Source organism: Streptomyces sp. ISL-66, assembly GCF_018614135.1.
Classification (GTDB): domain Bacteria; phylum Actinomycetota; class Actinomycetes; order Streptomycetales; family Streptomycetaceae; genus Streptomyces.
In genome coordinates, this window is sequence record NZ_JAGGOW010000177.1 from 1 (window position 1) to 17,135 (window position 17,135).

The 17,135-nt window shown below is 71.7% G+C and carries 16 protein-coding genes; 10 read left to right on the forward strand and 6 right to left on the reverse strand.

Translation table 11 applies throughout. The features are described 5' to 3' along the window. The 3 genes from J7E97_RS30315 to J7E97_RS30325 all read right to left on the reverse strand — a co-directional run. Positions 1-1,731 (reverse strand): glycosyltransferase family 2 protein (locus J7E97_RS30315; RefSeq protein WP_215033960.1); only part of this gene is annotated, 1,731 nt, incomplete at its 3' end. Between the two features lie 216 nt (positions 1,732-1,947). Continuing rightward, positions 1,948-2,244, reverse strand: a complete 297-nt coding sequence (locus J7E97_RS30320) for an MTH1187 family thiamine-binding protein (RefSeq protein ID WP_215033962.1) — start codon at positions 2,242-2,244, stop codon at positions 1,948-1,950. After that, positions 2,241-2,585, reverse strand: a complete 345-nt coding sequence (locus tag J7E97_RS30325; RefSeq protein WP_215033964.1) for a DUF3817 domain-containing protein — start codon at positions 2,583-2,585, stop codon at positions 2,241-2,243. The genes J7E97_RS30320 and J7E97_RS30325 overlap by 4 nt, the downstream gene beginning before the upstream one ends. Positions 2,586-2,819: 234 nt before the next feature. Between J7E97_RS30325 and J7E97_RS30330 the strand changes: the two genes are divergently transcribed. The 5 genes from J7E97_RS30330 (at position 2,820) to J7E97_RS30350 (ending at position 6,218) form a co-directional block, all read left to right on the forward strand. Beyond that, positions 2,820-3,458: an AIM24 family protein gene (locus J7E97_RS30330; RefSeq protein ID WP_215033966.1), complete on the forward strand. Its 639-nt coding sequence runs from the start codon at positions 2,820-2,822 to the stop codon at positions 3,456-3,458. Then, positions 3,458-4,108: an AIM24 family protein gene (locus J7E97_RS30335; RefSeq protein ID WP_215033968.1), complete on the forward strand. Its 651-nt coding sequence runs from the start codon at positions 3,458-3,460 to the stop codon at positions 4,106-4,108. Before J7E97_RS30330 ends, J7E97_RS30335 begins: the two co-directional genes overlap by 1 nt. After that, the gene (locus J7E97_RS30340; protein WP_308346855.1) at positions 4,105-4,932 is read left to right on the forward strand and encodes an AIM24 family protein; all 828 of its coding nucleotides are present in this window, start codon (positions 4,105-4,107) and stop codon (positions 4,930-4,932) included. Before J7E97_RS30335 ends, J7E97_RS30340 begins: the two co-directional genes overlap by 4 nt. A 104-nt stretch (positions 4,933-5,036) precedes the next feature. Then, positions 5,037-5,513, forward strand: a complete 477-nt coding sequence (locus J7E97_RS30345; protein WP_215034055.1) for a MarR family winged helix-turn-helix transcriptional regulator — start codon at positions 5,037-5,039, stop codon at positions 5,511-5,513. A gap of 123 nt (positions 5,514-5,636) precedes the next feature. Beyond that, on the forward strand, positions 5,637-6,218 hold the full coding sequence (locus tag J7E97_RS30350) for a PepSY domain-containing protein (RefSeq protein ID WP_215033970.1): 582 nt from the start codon (positions 5,637-5,639) through the stop codon (positions 6,216-6,218). Between the two features lie 79 nt (positions 6,219-6,297). Here the strand turns inward: J7E97_RS30350 and J7E97_RS37130 are convergent, their stop codons facing one another. Genes J7E97_RS37130 through J7E97_RS30360 form a run of 3 tightly spaced genes read right to left on the reverse strand, consistent with a single transcriptional unit; the run spans position 6,298 to position 8,659 of the window. Then, positions 6,298-6,372: a 50S ribosomal protein bL37 gene (locus tag J7E97_RS37130; RefSeq protein WP_099895366.1), complete on the reverse strand. Its 75-nt coding sequence runs from the start codon at positions 6,370-6,372 to the stop codon at positions 6,298-6,300. A gap of 40 nt (positions 6,373-6,412) precedes the next feature. Then, a complete protein-coding gene (gene meaB / locus J7E97_RS30355; protein WP_215034057.1) occupies positions 6,413-7,399 on the reverse strand; it encodes a methylmalonyl Co-A mutase-associated GTPase MeaB in 987 nt (328 codons plus the stop codon). Between the two features lie 60 nt (positions 7,400-7,459). Beyond that, positions 7,460-8,659, reverse strand: a complete 1,200-nt coding sequence (locus J7E97_RS30360) for an acetyl-CoA C-acetyltransferase (protein WP_215033971.1) — start codon at positions 8,657-8,659, stop codon at positions 7,460-7,462. A gap of 137 nt (positions 8,660-8,796) precedes the next feature. On the opposite strand from J7E97_RS30360, the gene mce reads away from it, so the two are divergent. The 5 genes from mce to J7E97_RS30385 all read left to right on the forward strand — a co-directional run bounded on the left by mce (position 8,797) and on the right by J7E97_RS30385 (position 17,046). Continuing rightward, the gene (mce, locus tag J7E97_RS30365) at positions 8,797-9,225 is read left to right on the forward strand and encodes a methylmalonyl-CoA epimerase (protein ID WP_215033973.1); all 429 of its coding nucleotides are present in this window, start codon (positions 8,797-8,799) and stop codon (positions 9,223-9,225) included. A 181-nt stretch (positions 9,226-9,406) separates the two neighbouring features. Continuing rightward, the gene (gene scy / locus J7E97_RS30370; protein ID WP_215033975.1) at positions 9,407-13,996 is read left to right on the forward strand and encodes a polarized growth protein Scy; all 4,590 of its coding nucleotides are present in this window, start codon (positions 9,407-9,409) and stop codon (positions 13,994-13,996) included. A gap of 203 nt (positions 13,997-14,199) precedes the next feature. After that, positions 14,200-15,138, forward strand: a complete 939-nt coding sequence (locus tag J7E97_RS30375) for a cellulose-binding protein (RefSeq protein ID WP_215033977.1) — start codon at positions 14,200-14,202, stop codon at positions 15,136-15,138. A 103-nt stretch (positions 15,139-15,241) separates the two neighbouring features. After that, a complete protein-coding gene (locus tag J7E97_RS30380) occupies positions 15,242-16,264 on the forward strand; it encodes an ATP-binding cassette domain-containing protein (protein ID WP_215033979.1) in 1,023 nt (340 codons plus the stop codon). Between the two features lie 2 nt (positions 16,265-16,266). Continuing rightward, positions 16,267-17,046 carry an ABC transporter permease gene (locus J7E97_RS30385; RefSeq protein ID WP_215034059.1) on the forward strand — a complete coding sequence of 260 codons (780 nt, stop codon included), beginning with the start codon at positions 16,267-16,269 and terminating at the stop codon, positions 17,044-17,046. Positions 17,047-17,135 lie beyond the last annotated feature (89 nt).

Below are 17,135 nucleotides of genomic sequence, written 5' to 3' on the forward strand. Positions count from 1 at the left end.
GCCCCGCACGGCCGGCCTCGGCCGCGGCGCGCCGCGGGCCCGCCGGCCGTGCCGCAGCGCCGTCGTCCCCCATACGGCCAGCGGCGCGAGACAGACGGCCAGCGCGAGGAGCGCCCAGACGCGCATGGCCGCGTGGGTGTGGCCGTAGCGCACGGAGGCGGCGAGCGAGGCGAGGAGGACGCCGGCCCAGAACAGGTGGATCCGGAAGGTCGCGGGCCGGTCGGGGCTGGCGTCGCCGCCCTTGGGGGTGACGACGAAACGGCCCCGCGTACGCAGCACCGCCGAGCCGAGGGACTTGAGGTAGACGGGCGCGCAGATCGCGGACATCGCCATGCCGGCCAGCCCGCCGGAGCCGGCCGGCTCGTGGGGCGAGACGTTGTGGCGGCGGTTCCACAGGTACAGGCCGACCTGGAGGGCGGCGGCGTCGGTGTAGAGCATCAGCCAGACCTCGGAGGAGACCTGGGTGCCGGAGGCGCCGAACCACAGGAAGAGCACACAGCTGAGGACGCCGAGCAGCCAGTTGACGGCCGTCATGGGGTAGTAGACGAGCATCAGGGCGTAGTTGAGCCGGCGGCCGGGGGGCATCCGCAGGCAGCCGCGCCAGTACTGCCGCAAGAGGGTCTCGTACGTGCCGCGCGACCAGCGCAACTGCTGCGTGAAGAAGTCGGTCCAGGAGGTCGGGCCCTCCCCGACGGCGAGCACGTCGGGGGTGTAGACGGAGCACCAGAACCGCCCGGTGGCGGGGTTGCGGCGGCGGTGCAGCTCGAAGCCGGTGGCCATGTCCTCGGTGATGGAGTCGTAGAACCCGCCGACCTGCTCCAGTGCGCTGATCCGGACGGCGTTGTTGGTGCCGACGAACATGGGGGCGCCGTAGCGGTTGCCCGCGCGCTGGATCAGCGCGTGGAAGAGGAACTGCTGGGATTCGGCGGCTTTGGTGACCGGGGCCGTGTAGTTCCCGTAGACCTGGGGGCCGACGACGAAGGCGATGTCGGGGTCGCGGAAGAAGCCGAGCATCCGCTCCAGGTAGTTCGCCAGCGGCACGTGGTCGGTGTCGACGGAGGCGAAGTAGTCGTAGTCCGCGCCGTGGCGGGCCAGCCAGGCGTTGTAGTTGCCGTGTTTGGTCCCCGCCCGGTGGGCGCCCTTCGCGGTGTTCCACCCGGGTACGCCCTTGCGCGTGAAGTGGCGCACGCCGAGCTCGGCGCACAGTGCCCTGGCCCCGGGATCGTCTCCCTCGTCGAGGAGCCAGACGTCGAGCGGCCCGTCGTGGCGGATCCGCACGGCCCCGCGGAGGGTGGCCGCGACCATGGCGAGCGGTTCCTTGCCGGGCACGTAGGTGGTGAGGAAGGCGACCCGGGTGGCGGGCTCGGCGGGGACCGGGACGGGGTCCCTGGCGACCATGGTGGCGTGGGCGATGGAGACCACGTTGACCAGCGTGAAGAACATGATCAGGGCGATGGAGCCGAGCATCACGGCGTCGAGGCGGACCAGCCAGGGGGCGCCGCCCTCGCGGACGGTCCAGTGCGTGGGCCAGACGAGGTAGAGGAGGAGCCCGGCGGCGGCGAGCGGGGCGAGCGTCATGAGGGCGACGGCCCGTATTCGGGTACGGAGCTCCTCGCGCGACAGGAGGGAGCGGTACTCCACCCGGTAGACCCCGGCCGGCCCGGGCTCCGGCTCCGCGAACGGGCCGGCGAGGCAGCTGTGGGTCTCGTAGTCGAAGCCTTCCGCCCGCACGGTTCCTCCAGGTGCTCGAAACCGAGGTTGTCATCCCAACGAAAGGTGACACGGCCAGGGGTGTCGACCTGGATGCGGCCGAGCGGGCGGTTCTGCGGAACGTGACCGCGCACAGGGCCGTACGGGTGTCCGCGCGCTCGACCGACCCCGGAGGGGTACGCGAAAAGCGCCCCCGGCCGCTGGGCCGGGAGCGCCTTCGCGAAGCGTCGGAGTGGGTCAGCCCTGCGCGAGGTGCCGTTCCACCGTCTCCACCTTGGAGGTGATGCCGTCGGTGACACCGGGGCGGATGTCGGCCTTGAGGATGAAGGAGACCCGGGGCGCGCGCGCCTCGACGGCCTCCACCGCGCGCTTCACCACGTCCATCACTTCATCCCACTCGCCCTCGATGGTGGTGAACATCGCGTCCGTGCGGTTCGGCAGCCCGGATTCCCGGACGACGCGGACGGCGTCGGCCACGTACTCGCCGACCTCTTCGCCGACTCCCAGCGGGGTCACCGAGAACGCGATCATCATGCGCGGGCCGCCTCACGGGCGCGGGCCGCGAGCACACTGGCCGATTCCTCGCGCTTGAGCAGCCGGTCGCCGTAGAGGCCGCCGAAGGGCAGCAGTGCCAGCAGGAAGAACAGCGCGACCTTCTTGAGCGGCCACTTCGCCTTGTTCCAGACATCCAGCAGGAACACCGCGTAGATGACGAACAGGATCCCGTGGACGATGCCCAGCGGCATCATCAGGTAGTCGATGTCCGAGATCCGGCTCAGCACCGAGCCGAAGATCAGCAGGGCCGGGAACGACAGCGCCTCCGGTACGGAGATGAGGCGCAGCCGGTGCAGGGCGGAAGCGGTCTTGATGTCCACGTGGAACCTTCGGGGTGGATGCCGGGGGTCCGTCCCAGTGTGTCAGCCGCCCGGAGCGATCTTCCCGCGGGCCCCGGACGGGCCCCGCCCGGCCCCGGCCTCGGCTCGCGCCCGCCCCGCCCCGCCCCGCCCCGTCGTGACGTGACGGGTTCCACCCGGCGGAACCGACCATTCCCGGCCCCTATCGGCCACGGGGCCCTGTTCGCTCCCGCGCTCTGCCGATAACGTCATCCCGTGGCTCAGTTCAGACTTCAAGGCAGCAAGGTGCTCGCCGTCGACCTGACCGGTGACGCCGTCAAAGCAAAGAACGGCGCCATGGTCGCGTACGACGGCCAGATGGCCTTCAAAAAGATGACCGGCGGCGGCGAAGGCCTCCGCGGCATGGTGACCCGGCGGCTCACCGGCGAGCAGATGACCGTGATGGAGGTGCAGGGTCACGGCACCTGCTTCTTCGCCGACCGGGCGAGTGAGATCAATCTGGTCAATCTGCGCGGCGAGAAACTGTACGTCGAGTCCAGCAACCTGCTGTGCACCGACGCCGGCCTGCGCACCGGCACCACCTTCACCGGCCTGCGGGGTGCGACCTCGGGCAACGGCCTGTTCACGACGACCGTCGAGGGCAACGGGCAGGCCGCGATCACCTCCGACGGCCCGGCGGTGGTCCTGCGCGTCAGCGCCCAGTACCCGCTCTCCGTCGACCCGGGGGCGTACGTCGCGCACACCGGCAACCTCCAGCAGTCCTTCCAGTCCGGCGTGAACTTCCGCACGCTGATCGGCGAGGGCTCGGGCGAGGCGTTCCAGATCCGTTTCGAGGGCGAGGGCCTGGTGTACGTGCAGCCCAGCGAGCGCAACACCATCGGGGGCGACGTCTGATGCCGTTCCGCGAGCTCAACTCGAAGATGGTCGAGGCCCAGGTCGTACCGGGCCAGAAGATGTACAGCCAGCGCGGCGCGATGCTCGCGTACCGGGGCGAGGTCTCCTTCACCCCGAGCCTGACCGGCGGCCAGGGCGGCGTGATGGGCATGATCGGGCGCCGCGTGGCGAACGAGCAGACCCCGCTGATGGAGGTGGAGGGCAGCGGCACCGTGATGTTCGGCCACGGCGGCCACCACATCCAGGTGATCAACCTGACCGGCGAGACCCTCTACGTGGAGGCGGACCGGCTCCTCGCCTTCGACGGCACCCTGCAACAGGGCACGATGTTCATGGGCTCCCAGGGCGGGGTCATGGGCATGGTCCGCGGCCAGGTGACCGGGCAGGGCCTGTTCACCACCACCCTCAAGGGCCACGGCTCGGTGGCGGTGATGGCCCACGGCGGGGTCATCGAGCTGCCGATCACCCCGCGGCGGCCGGTCCACGTGGACCCGCAGGCCTACGTCGCCCACCACGGCGAGGTCCGCAACAAGCTCTCCGCGGCGCTGGGCTGGCGGGACATGGTCGGGCGGGGCTCGGGCGAGGCGTTCCAGCTGGAGCTGTCCGGGCAGGGCGCGGTGTACGTACAGGCCTCGGAGGAGAAGCTGTGAACTTTGGCCCTGTGACCGGCGGCCCCGGCGGCCCCGGCAGCCCGACGGTCTTCGACCCGTACACGCTGCCGTCCGACGACAACGTCAACGCCTACACCTTCTGCGTGGAGCTCAAGGGGAGCCAGTGGTTCCTGCAGAAGGGCAAGATGATCTCGTACTACGGGAGCATCGAGTTCAACGGCATCGGCCACGGCCGCTTCGACCGGCTGCTGCGCACCAGCTTCCACTCGCCGCTGCACGCGAGCGACTGGGTGGTGGCCGAGGGGCAGGGCAAGATGCTGCTCGCCGACCGGGCCTTCGACGTGAACTCCTACGATCTGGACAACGGCAACCTGACCATCCGGTCGGGGAACCTGCTCGCCTACCAGCCCTCGCTCGCGCTCAAGCAATCCATCGTCCCGGGCTTCCTCACGCTCATCGGGACCGGCAAGTTCGTCGCCGCCTCCAGCGGGCCGGTGGTGTTCATGGAGCCGCCGCTGCGCGTGGACCCGCAGGCGCTGGTGGGGTGGGCGGACTGCCCGTCCCCCTGTCACCACTACGACCACGGGTACATGTCGGGCGTGCTCGGGGGCCTGCGCTCGCTGACGGGCATCGGGGGTTCCTCGGGCGAGGAGCACCAGTTCGAGTTCGTGGGCGCCGGGACGGTGCTGCTGCAGTCCTCGGAGATGCTGATGCCGGAGCAGGCGGTCGGGGCCGTGGGCGCCGGCGCGGCCACGGGCAACGCGCAGGGCGTTCCCGGGGCCGGTCAGGGGCCGCTCGGGCAGCTGGGCGTACCGCGGATGCCCGGGCAGCTGGGTGATCTCCAGCGGCGCTTCGGCCTGTAGGCCCGGGTCGGACCGGGCCGGCCCCGCCCGCCCCCTCCACCCCAGCGCCGCCGCCATATTTGTACGCAATTCAACTTCTTAGGTAGAGTTCTTTCATGGAGACCATCGAGACCGAGACGGCCACCCAGTGGCTGAACGACGCCGAGCAGTGCGCGTGGCGCACCCACCTGGACGTCAGCCGACTGCTGATGCACCAGCTGGAAAAGGACCTCCAGCCCTTCGGGCTCACCAACAACGACTACGAGATCCTCGTGAACCTCTCGGAGTCCGAGGACCACCGGATGCGGATGAGCGACCTCGCGACGTCGACCCTGCAGTCCAAGAGCCGGCTCTCCCACCAGATCACCCGGATGGAATCCGCGGGCCTGGTCCGCCGCATGAACTGCGAGTCCGACCGCCGCGGGCTCTACGCGGTGCTCACCCCCGAGGGCATGGAGACCATGCGCAAGGTCGCCCCGCACCACGTGGCGTCCGTCCGCCGGCACTTCATCGACCTGCTCCCGCCGGACGCCCTCGCGGCGCTGCGCTCCTCGCTGGGGCCGGTCGCCGAGCACCTTCGGACGGGCCGCGGCAAGGCCTGACCTGGTCCGGAGCGCTCCACGTGCCCATCCCGGCGGATCACCGGACAATGGTGCACAACGCACTCGCTGCCGGCCCCGCCGAGCAACCGTAGGCGCACGTGGCCGGCCTGAGGAGGTCTAGTCATGCAGCGCTACACCTACGTTTCGGCGGCCGCGGCCGTGGTCCTCGCACTGGGAGGCCCGGTGGCGGCCGCGGCGACGGCAAGCGCCGACACCGCGAAAGCCCCGTCCGCGACCACCGTCGCGCGCGCCGAGATCACCGCCGAGGCCGCGGCCTCGGCCGCCCTGAAGGCCCACCCGGGCGTCATCGAGTCCCTCAACCGCGACGGCGCCGTCTGGCACGTCGACGTGATCAGCAAGGACGGCACCCATGCCGAGATCGACGTCGACGCCGCGAGCGGCGGCGTCACCAAGGAGTCGCAGGACGACGAACAGCGGGCCAAGGAGTACGCCGACCTGCTCGCCGCGAAGGTGACCGCCACCCAGGCGATCAAGACGGCCCTCGCCGCCCACCCCGGCAAGGTCTGGTCGGTGGATTGGTATGACGCCGACAACGGCCGCGCCGCCTACTGGAACGTCGAGGTCAAAACGACGAACGGCAAGACCCAGAAGGTCCACGTGGACACCGCCACGGCCAAGGTGGTCCCGTCGGACAACAACGGGAACGACGGTGAGGACGGGCAAGACGGGAACAGCGGCAGCTGACGGCACCTGACGGCGTACGAGAGGAGCCGCGCCCCCCTCACGGGGGGGCGCGGCTTTCTCGTGCGTTCAGGCAGGCCGGTCAGGCGTTGGGACGCTTGCCGTGGTTGGCCTTCTTCTTCTTGCGGGCTCGCTTCTTGTTGCCGCGCTTCGCCATGAAACCTCCCTGCGTCGGGGCATTCCGGGCGTTCGCCAGTCTATGACCGGCCCGCGGGCTCCGCATCCGGTTCCGTGAGGGTCGCCAGCAGCGCGTCCGAGGCCGCGTACGGGTCCAGCTCGCCGCCGGCGACCCGCGCGGCCAGGGCCTCGAGCCGGGCGTCGCCGTGCACATCGGCCAGCCGGGCGCGCAGCGCGGTGATCGCGATCGTCTCGACCTCGTGCGCCGCCCGCGCCGTGCGGCGCTCGGCCAGCACCCCGCGCTCGTCCATCCACGCCCGGTGCTTCTCCAGCGCCTCGACCAGCTCGTCGATGCCGGTGCCGCGGGCCGCGACCGTCTTGACGATCGGCGGCCGCCAGTCGCCCTTGCCCCGGGACTCCCCGAGGCTCAGCATGTGGTTCAGCTCCCGCGCGGTGGCGTCCGCGCCGTCGCGGTCGGCCTTGTTCACCACGTAGACGTCGCCGATCTCCAGGATGCCCGCCTTCGCGGCCTGGATCCCGTCGCCCATCCCGGGGGCGAGCAGCACCACCGAGGTGTCGGCCTGGGCGGCGATCTCCACCTCCGACTGCCCGACCCCGACCGTCTCGACCAGGATCACCTCGCAGCCGGCGGCGTCCAGGACCCGGATGGCCTGCGGCGCGGCCCACGCCAGACCGCCCAGGTGGCCGCGGGTGGCCATGGAGCGGATGTAGACCCCCGGGTCGGAGGCGTGGTCGGACATCCGCACCCGGTCGCCGAGCAGCGCGCCGCCGCTGAACGGCGAGGACGGGTCGACGGCGAGGACGCCGACCCGCTTGCCGGCCCGGCGGTACGCGGTGACCAGCGCCGAGGTGGTCGTGGACTTGCCCACGCCCGGCGAGCCCGTGAGGCCCACCACGTACGCGTTGCCCGTGAGCGGCGCCAGCGCCGCCATCACCTCGCGCAGCTGCGGGGACGCCCCCTCGACCAGCGAGATCAGCCGGGCCACCGCCCTCGGCCTGCCTTCGCGTGCCTGTGCCACCAGCTGGGGGACGTCCACCGCCGTCATCACGTGCTGCGCTCCTCGGTTCTCGTACGGGTACGGGCGTCCGGCCTGGGGCCGCGCGCCCTACTTGGCGACGCGGACGATCAGGGCGTCGCCCTGCCCGCCGCCGCCGCACAGCGCGGCCGCGCCGACCCCGCCGCCGCGGCGCTTGAGCTCCAGCGCCAGGTGCAGCACCACGCGGGCGCCGGACATGCCGATCGGGTGGCCCAGGGCGATGGCGCCGCCGTTGACGTTCACCTTTTCCGGGGTCACGCCGAGGTCCTTCATTGACTGCACGGCGACCGCCGCGAAGGCCTCGTTGATCTCGATCAGGTCCAGGTCGGCGACCTCCAGGCCCTCCTTCTTCAGGGCGTGCAGGATCGCGTTGGACGGCTGCGACTGGAGCGAGTTGTCCGGGCCGGCCACGTTGCCGTGGGCGCCGATCTCGGCGAGCCACTCCAGGCCCAGCTCCTCGGCCTTGGCCTTGCTCATCACGACCACGGCGGCCGCGCCGTCGCTGATCTGCGAGGACGTACCGGCGGTGATGGTGCCGTCCTTGGTGAAGGCCGGGCGCAGCTTGCCGAGGGACTCCGCCGTCGTCTCGGGGCGGATGCCTTCGTCGGTGGAGAAGACGACCGGCTCGCCCTTGCGCTGCGGGACCTCGACCGGGGTGATCTCGGCCTCGAAGACGCCGTTCTTCTGCGCGGCGGCGGCCCGCTGGTGGGACGCGGCGGCGAACTCGTCCTGCGGGGCGCGCTCGATGCCGAGGCGGGTGTTGTGCTTCTCGGTGGACTCGCCCATCGCGATGTTCTCGAAGGCGTCGGTGAGGCCGTCGTAGGCCATCGCGTCGAGCATTTCGATGGCGCCGTACTTGAAGCCCTCGCGGGACTTCGCCAGCAGGTGCGGGGCGTTGGTCATGGACTCCTGGCCGCCCGCGACCACGATGTCGAACTCCCCGGCGCGGATGAGCTGGTCGGCCAGCGCGATGGCGTCGAGGCCCGAGAGGCACACCTTGTTGATGGTGAGGGCGGGCACGTTCATCGGGATTCCGCCCTTGACGGCGGCCTGGCGGGCGGGGATCTGGCCCGCGCCGGCCTGGAGCACCTGGCCCATGATCACGTACTGGACCTGGTCGCCGGAGATCCCGGCCCGCTCCAGCGCGGACTTGATGGCGAAGCCGCCGAGGTCGGCGCCCGAGAAGGACTTGAGCGAGCCCAGCAGCCGTCCCATGGGCGTGCGGGCCCCGGCGACGATCACTGACGTGGTGTTGTTCGTTCCGGACATGGAGCACAGCCCCTTGAAGATGAGGAGTGAACGAGGGTTTACCCGAATGTACTGAGCGGTACCCCTGCCGTCACCGGCCCGTCAGTGTGATCGCGCGCACGTTGCGTAACCACCTCCCGTAGCGCTGCACTGTGTCCATGCTGACAAGAATCGACCACATCGGGATCGCCTGCTTCGACCTGGACAAGACCGTCGAGTTCTACCGTGCCACCTACGGCTTCGAGGTGTTCCACTCCGAGGTCAACGAGGAGCAGGGTGTCCGCGAGGCCATGCTCAAGATCAACGAGACCTCCGACGGCGGCGCCTCGTACCTCCAGCTCCTGGAGCCCACCCGCGAGGACTCCGCGGTCGGCAAGTGGCTGGCGAAGAACGGCGAGGGCGTCCACCACATCGCCTTCGGCACCGCGGACGTCCTCGGCGACTCCGAGGCCATCCGCGGCAAGGGCGTCCGCGTCCTCTACGACCAGCCCCGCACGGGTTCGATGGGGTCTCAGATCACCTTCCTGCACCCCAAGGACTGCCACGGCGTCCTGACCGAACTGGTCACGAGCAACCCCGAGCACTAATGTCCCGTTTCCCCGGCCGGTAGAGTGGCTCTGGCTCGGCCGGGGTTCGGTGCGGAGACGGGGTCGGGACCTGTATCCCCAGCCCCGCCATCTGACACCATTCCCCGGGGGCGTCGTTCAGCGGGCGGACGATGCTCATTTGGGTGTGAGCTTGCGACCAGGGGACGGATGGGACCGCGCTGTGCGGGGCTACGAAAGCCAGGAGAGCCACCAGGCCGAGGCCGACCATCTCTCGCTCTTCGAAGCCGAGATGGAGCGGCTGAAGAAGGAACGCGGGAAGGCCGTCCAGCACGCCGATGACCTGGGGTACCAGGTCGAGGTGCTGCGCGCCAAGCTCCACGAGGTACGCCGCAATCTGGCGTCCCGCCCCGCCTACGACGGCGCGGACATGGGCTACCAGGCGGAGCAGCTGCTCCGCAATGCCCAGATCCAGGCCGACCAGATGCGTTCCGACGCCGAGCGCGAACTGCGCGACGTACGGGCGCAGACCCAGCGCATCCTCCAGGAGCACGCCGAGCACCAGGCGCGGCTCCAGGCCGAACTGCACGCCGAGGCCGTCAACCGCCGCCAGCGCCTGGACCAGGAGCTGGGCGAGCGCCGCCAGACGGTCGAGGCCCACGTCAACGAGAACGTGGCCTGGGCCGAACAGTTGCGCGCCCGCACCGAATCGCAGGCCCGCCGGCTCATGGACGAGTCCCGCGCCGAGGCCGAGCAGACCCTGAACGCCGCCCGCGCCGAGGCCGCCCGCGTCACCGCCGAGGCCACCCGCCGGCTCGCCGCCGAGAACGAGGCGACGCGCGCCGAGGCCGAGGCGACGCTGCTGCGCGCCCGCAAGGAGGCCGAGCGGCTCCTGGCCGCCGCGTCCGCGCAGGCCCAGGAGGCCACGGAGCACGCGGAGCGGCTGCGCTCCACCACCTCGGCCGAGGCCGAGCAGACCCGCCGGCAGACCATGGACCTGGGCCGGGTCGCCGAACAGCGCGCGCAGGAAGCCGACGGGACGCTGCGCGAGGCGCGCGCGGCCGCCGAGAAGCTGCTCGCGGAAGCCAAGGAGAGCGCCGCCCGCCAGCTCGCCTCGGCGGAATCCGTCAACGAGCAGCGCACCCGTACGGCCAAGGAGCAGGTGGCGCGCCTCGTCGGCGAGGCCACCAAGGAAGCCGAGATCCTCAAGGGCGAGGCCGAGCAGGCGCTGGCCGATGCCCGCGCGGACGCCGAGCGGCTGCGCGTCGAGGCCGGCGAGCAGGCCCGTACCGCGGCGGCCGAGGACACGGCGGCCCAGCTGGCGAAGGCGGCCCGCACCGCCGAGGAGGTCCTGAACAAGGCCTCGGAGGACGCCCGCGCCACCACCCGCGCGGCGTCCGAGGAGGCCGAGCGGATCCGCGGCGAGGCGGAGGCCGAGGCCGAGCGGCTGCGCGCCCAGGCCGCGGCCACCGCCGACGAGCTCAAGGGCGCGGCGAAGGACGACACCGAGGAGTACCGGGCCCGCACGGTCGAGCTCCAGGCCGAGGCCCGCAGGCTGCGCGGCGAGGCCGAGCAGCTGCGCGCGGAGGCCGTCGCCGAGGGCGAGCGGATCCGCGGCGAGGCACGCCGCGAGGCGGTCCAGCAGATCGAGGAGGCGGCCCGGACCGCCGAGGAACTGCTCGGCAAGTCCCGGGCGGACGCCGACGAGGTGCGCGCGAGCGCGAGCGCCGAGAGCGAGCGGGTCCGCGGCGAGGCCGTCGAGCGGGCCACGACCCTGCGCAAGCAGGCCGAGGAGACCCTGGACCGGACCCGCGCCGAGGCCGAGCGGCTGCGCGCGGAGGCCGAGGAGCAGGCGCAGTCCGTACGGTCCGAGGCGGACGCCGCGGCGGCCCTGCGGCGCGAGGAGACCGAGCAGGCGCTGGCCGCGAAGCGGGCGGAGGCCGAGGAGGAGCTCGTCCGGCTGCACACGGACGCGGAGGGGCGCCTCACGACGGCCGAGCAGACCCTGCGCGATGCCAGGGCGGCCGCGGAGAGCGTCCGCAAGGAAGCCACCGAGGAGAGCGACCGGCTGCGCGCCGAGGCCGCGGAGCGGATCCGCACGCTGCGCACGCAGGCGGAGACCGAGGCCGAACAGCTGCGCACCGAAGCGGCCGAGGACGTCGGCCGGGTCCGCGCCGAGGCCGAACAGACCGCGGTGCGGCTGACGGGCGAGGCCGAGGCCGAGGCGGAGCGGCTGCGTTCCGAGGCCCAGGAGACCGCCGACCGGCTGCGCGCGGAGGCCAAGGCCGCCGCCGAGCGGGTCGCGCAGGAGGCCGCCGAGGCGCTGGCCGCCGCCCAGGAGGAGGCCGCGCGCAGGCGCCGGGAGTCCGAGGAGACCCTGGCCTCGGCGCGCACCGACGCGGAGAGCGAGCGCGCGCAGGCCCGCCAGGAGAGCGAGGAGCTCCTCGCCCAGGCCCGCAAGCGCTCCGAGGAGGCCCAGGCCGAGGCGGTCTGGCTCACCGAGGAGGCCGAGCGGCGCGCGTCCGAGGTGGTCGCGGCGGCTGAGGCCACCGCCCAGCAGGTGCGCGATTCCGTGGCCGGGCTGCACGAGCAGGCCGAGGAAGAGGTCGCGGGGCTGCGCAGCGCGGCCGAGCACGCGGCGGAGCGCACGAAGACGGAGGCCGAGGAAGAGGCCGGCCGGGTCCGCGCCGACGCGTACTCCGAGCGGGAGCGCGCCGCCGAGGACGCGAACCGGATCCGCAGCGAGGCGCGGACCGAGACGGACGCGGCGAAGGCGCTGGCCGAGCGGACCGTCGGCGACGCGATCGCCGAGACCGAGCAGCTGCGTTCGGACACCGCGGAGTACGCGCAGCGCGTGCGGACGGAGGCCACGGACGCCCTGGCCGCGTCCGAGCGCGACGCGGCCCGTACGAGGGCGGACGCCCGGGACGACGCGAACCGCATCCGCGGCGAGGCGGCGGAGGCCCTGGAGGCCTCCCGCGCCGAGGGCGGCCGGATCGTGGCGCAGGCCACGGCCGAGGCGACGCGGCTCACCGACGAGACCGCCGCCGCGAACGCGGCGACGGTCGCCGCGGCGCAGGCCGAGGCCGACCGGCTCACCGAGGCGGCGCTCGCCGCCGCGGACGCCACCCGGTCCGAGGCGGACGGCACGCTGGACGAAGCCCGTGCGGAGGCCAACCGGCTGCGTACGGAGGCCGCCGAGCAGGCGGACCGGCTCATCACCGAGGCCGCGTCGGAGGCGGACAAGCTCACCCGGGAGACCCTGGCCGCGAACGCGGTCACGGTCGGCGAGGCGGAGAGCGCCGCGAAGGCCCTGCGGTCCGAGGCGGCCGAGGCCCTGGACGCGGCCCGCGCCGAGGCGGGCCGGATGACGGACCAGGCGGCGCAGACGCTGGCCGCCGCCGAGCGCGACGCGGCCCGGATCCTGGTCGACGCCCGCACCGAGGGCGACCGGCTGGTCGACGAGACGCGCGTGGCGAACGAGGCCACGGTCGGCGAGGCGGCTGCCGAGGCCGACCGGCTCCGTGCCGAGGCGGCACGGGCCCTGGACGAAGCCCGCGCGGAGGGCGGCCGGATCATCGGCGAGGCCACCGCGGAGGCGGACCGCGTCACGATCGCGGCGAACGAGACGCTGGCGAGCGCCGAGCGGGAGTCCGAGCAGACGCTCGACGAGGCGCGCGCGGAGGCCGGCAGGCTCCGTACCGAGGCGGCCGAGCAGGCCGACCGGCTGGTCGCGGAGGCCGTCGGCGAGGCGGACCGGCTCACCGAGCAGACCCGCAAGGACAACGAGCGCACGGTCGGCGAGGCCGCGAACGAGGCCGAGCGGCTGCGCGGGGAGGCGGCCGAGGCGCTGTCCTCCGCGCAGGAGCACGCGACCCGCACCCGCTCCGAGGCGGAGCGGGTCAAGGCCGAGGCCGCGACCGACGCCGAGCGGGTACGGAGCGAGGCGCGTTCGGAGTCGGAGCGGCTGCTGGACGAGGCCCGCGAAGAGGCCAACAAGCGTCGCAGCGAGGCCGCGACGCAGGTCGACCGGCTCATCACGGAGGCCTCGTCGGAGGCCGAGAAGCTCATCGGGGACGCGCAGAAGCAGGCTCTGGCCGCCACGACGGCGGCCGAGGAGCAGGCGGACGCGATGGTCGACGCGGCGCGCAAGGAGGCCGCTCGGATCTCCTCCGAGGCGACCGTCGAGGGCAACTCCCTGGTGGAGAAGGCCCGTACGGACGCCGACGAGCTGCTGGTCGGGGCGCGCACGGACGCCTCCGCCATAAGGGAGCGGGCGGAGGAGCTGCGCGGCCGCGTCGAGGCGGAGGTCGAGGAGCTGCACGAGCGGGCCCGCCGGGAGTCGGCCGAGCAGATGAAGTCGGCCGGCGAGCGCGTGGACAAGCTGGTGCGGGCGGCGACCGAGCAGAGCGTCGAGGCGGAGGCGAAGGCCAAGGCCCTGGTGTCGGACGCGAGCAGCGAGGCGGGCAAGGTCCGCATCGCCGCGGTGCGCAAGGCGGAGGCGCTGCTCAAGGAGGCCGAGCAGAAGAAGGCGGAGCTGGTGCGGGAGGCCGAGCGCCGGCTCGCGGAGGCGAAGGCGGAGGCCGAGCGGCTCGTCGAGGAGGGCCGGCGCGAACTGCAGGTCCTGGTGCGGCGGCGCGAGGACATTCAGGCGGAGATCTCCCGTGTCCAGGACGTTCTTGAGGCGTTGGAATCATTCGAGGCGCCTTCGGGTGGCGCGAAGCCCGGGGTCGGCGGTCAGGGCGCGGGGGGCGTGAAGGCCGGTGCGACAGCGGGTTCCACTCGTTCGGGTGGCAAGACGTCAGAGGGGTAGGGGGCGCGCACGGACGTGTGCTCCTGAGGGAGGTTCAGGCGAACGAGTGACAAGTATTCCGTCGCCTTGCCACTCAAAAGGGGTGTCATTGTCCAGATCAAACGTGGATTGACTCGATGACACGCCGCCCGGGCGCCTAGGATTCCCCTTAACACCCAACACCTCGACGTAGTACCTCATCGGTCTCATTCGACAGGAACCCCATGAGCGACACTTCCTCCCCCTTCGGCTTCGAGCTCGTGCGGCGTGGTTACGACCGCGGTCAGGTGGACGACCGCATCACCAAGCTGGTCTCCGACCGTGACAGCGCCCTCGGACGTATCAACTCTCTGGAAAAGCGGATCGAGGAGTTGCACCTCGAGACGCAGAACGCCCAGGCCCAGGTGAACGACGCCGAGCCGTCGTACGCCGGTCTCGGCGCCCGGGTCGAGAAGATCCTGCGCCTGGCCGAGGAGGAGGCGAAGGACCTGCGCGAGGAGGCCCGTCGCGCCGCCGAGCAGCACCGCGAGCTCGCCGAGTCGGCGGCCCAGCAGGTGCGCAACGACGCCGAGTCGTTCGCCGCCGACCGCAAGTCGACGGCCGAGGACGAGGGTGTCCGGATCGTCGAGAAGGCCAAGGGTGACGCTTCCACCCTGCGCGCCGAGGCCCAGAAGGACGCCGCCTCCAAGCGCGAGGAGGCCGACGCGCTCTTCGAGGAGACCCGCGCCAAGGCCGCCCAGGCCGCCGCGGACTTCGAGACCAACCTGGCCAAGCGCCGTGAGCAGTCCGAGCGCGACCTGGCCGGCCGTCAGGCCAAGGCCGAGAAGCGCCTCGCGGAGATCGAGCACCGCGCGGAGCAGCTGCGCCTGGAGGCCGAGAAGCTCCGTACGGACGCCGAGCGCCGCGCCCGTCAGACGGTGGAGACCGCGCAGCGCCAGGCCGAGGACATCGTGGCCGACGCCAACGCCAAGGCCGACCGGATCCGCAGCGAGTCCGAGCGCGAGCTGGCGGCGCTCACCAACCGCCGCGACTCGATCAACGCTCAGCTGACCAACGTCCGCGAGATGCTGGCGACGCTGACGGGTGCCGCGGTCGCGGCCGCCGCCTCCCCGATCGACGACGAGCCGGTCACCCGCGGCGTTCCGGCGCAGCAGAGCCGCTAGTCGCCGGACCGTCAACGGAAGGAAAGCTTCCGCTTCGACACCGAGGGCCCTGGGTCACCCATATGAGGTGGCGTAGGGCCCTCCGGCGTTCTAGCGTGGCGGAATGATCGAGCTTGAGGGCCTTACCAAACGATTCGGCGCGAAGACCGCCGTGGACCACCTCAGCTTCCAGGTCAGACCGGGGGTGGTGACCGGCTTCCTCGGCCCCAACGGGGCGGGCAAGTCCACGACCATGCGCATGATGCTCGACCTCGACAACCCGACCAGCGGTACGGTCCGGATCGACGGGAAGCACTACCGGGACCTGCCGGAGCCACTGAAGTACATCGGGGCACTGCTGGACGCGAAGGCCATGAACGGCGGCCGCAGCGCGTACAACAACCTTCTCTGCCTCGCCCAGTCGAACCGGATCCCGCGCAGCCGGGTGTCCGAGGTGCTCGACCTGGTCGGCCTGACGGCCGTCGCGAAGAAGAAGTCGAAAGGGTTTTCGCTGGGTATGGGCCAGCGGCTCGGAATCGCCTCCGCGCTGCTCGGCGACCCGGAGATCTTGATGTTCGACGAACCCGTCAATGGTCTGGACCCGGAGGGAATTCTCTGGATCCGCAATCTCATGAAGGGTCTCGCGGCGGAGGGAAGGACGATCTTCGTTTCCTCTCACCTGATGAGCGAAATGGCACTGACCGCCGAACACTTGGTCGTCATCGGACAGGGAAAGCTCCTCGCCGATCTGTCGATGGCCGATTTCATCCACCAGAACTCCCGCAGTTACGTCCGGCTGCGCTCTCCGCAGCAGGAACGTTTGAAGGACGTCCTGCACGAAGCCGGTATCGACGCGATCAGCGTCCCGGCCACCGGCGCCCTGGAGATCGACGGGGTGGGACCGGAGCGGCTCGGCGAGCTGGCCGCCCAGCACCAGATCGTGCTGCACGAACTCAGCCCGCAGCGGGCTTCACTGGAGGAAGCGTTCATGCGCATGACGGCGGACTCCGTCGAGTACCACGCCCACGCACCGGGGGGCCCGGGGCTCCCGGCCGTTCCCGGCATGGCCGTCGACAACCCGGCCCGGCCGGCCGACGTACCCGCGTGGGGCGCCGGCTTCGAGGCGACGCACAAGGGCGGTGCGTGAGCATGTCCTCCTTCTCCGCCGTCCTGAACTCCGAGTGGACCAAGATCCGTACGGTCGCCTCCACCCTCTGGACCCTGGCCGCCGCGGCCATCGTCACGGTGGCCATCAGCGCCGCACTGTGCGCCTTCATCAGCTCATCCTTCAAGGACATGCCCGCACAGGAGCAGGCCACCTTCGACCCGACGCTGGCCAGCTTCGCCGGCATGTCCCTCGGCCAGCTGGCGATGATCGTCTTCGGCGTGCTGGTGGTCGGCTCCGAGTACAGCTCGGGCATGATCCGCACCTCGCTGGCCGCCGTGCCACGGCGCGGCAGCTTCCTCTTCGGCAAGCTGCTGGTCGCCACCGGGCTCGCGCTCGTCGTCGGCCTGGTCACCAGCTTCGTGTCCTTCTTCGTGGGACAGGCCATCCTGGGCGAGCGCAGCATCGGCATCGACGAGCCGAACGTGCTGCGCGCCGTGATCGGCGCCGGGCTCTACATGGCGATGATCGCCCTGTTCTCCATGGGCGTGGCCGCCATGCTGCGCAGCTCGATGCTCTCGCTCGGCATCCTGATGCCGTTCTTCTTCCTGGTCTCGAACATCCTCGGGGCGGTGTCGGCGACCCGGAAGGTCGCCCAGTACTTCCCCGACCAGGCCGGATCCAAGATCATGCAGGTGATCCCGGGAGCGATGGGAAGCGAGAAGGTGCCCTACGGCCCCTGGGGCGGCTTCGGGATCATGGCCCTGTGGGTGGTGGCCGCCGTCGTCGGCGGCTACCTCGTCCTCAGGAAGAGGGACGCCTGAGGTACTACGGGGAATCCCCGGGTCGGTCTCAGGGGCAGCTCAGGGATCCGGCCCGGGACGGAACCGTAGGATCCTAGATATCCTCTTAA

Excerpts from the sequence above, each read along its gene's own strand:
- J7E97_RS30320 (WP_215033962.1), bottom strand. The coding sequence starts at position 2,244 with ATGATGATCGCGTTCTCGGTGACCCCGCTGGGAGTCGGCGAAGAGGTC.
- J7E97_RS30335 (WP_215033968.1), top strand. The coding sequence starts at position 3,458 with ATGCCGTTCCGCGAGCTCAACTCGAAGATGGTCGAGGCCCAGGTCGTA.
- J7E97_RS30350 (WP_215033970.1), top strand. The coding sequence starts at position 5,637 with ATGCAGCGCTACACCTACGTTTCGGCGGCCGCGGCCGTGGTCCTCGCA.
- meaB (WP_215034057.1), bottom strand. The coding sequence starts at position 7,399 with ATGACGGCGGTGGACGTCCCCCAGCTGGTGGCACAGGCACGCGAAGGC.
- J7E97_RS30360 (WP_215033971.1), bottom strand. The coding sequence starts at position 8,659 with ATGTCCGGAACGAACAACACCACGTCAGTGATCGTCGCCGGGGCCCGC.
- mce (WP_215033973.1), top strand. The coding sequence starts at position 8,797 with ATGCTGACAAGAATCGACCACATCGGGATCGCCTGCTTCGACCTGGAC.
- J7E97_RS30375 (WP_215033977.1), top strand. The coding sequence starts at position 14,200 with ATGAGCGACACTTCCTCCCCCTTCGGCTTCGAGCTCGTGCGGCGTGGT.
- J7E97_RS30380 (WP_215033979.1), top strand. The coding sequence starts at position 15,242 with ATGATCGAGCTTGAGGGCCTTACCAAACGATTCGGCGCGAAGACCGCC.
- J7E97_RS30385 (WP_215034059.1), top strand. The coding sequence starts at position 16,267 with ATGTCCTCCTTCTCCGCCGTCCTGAACTCCGAGTGGACCAAGATCCGT.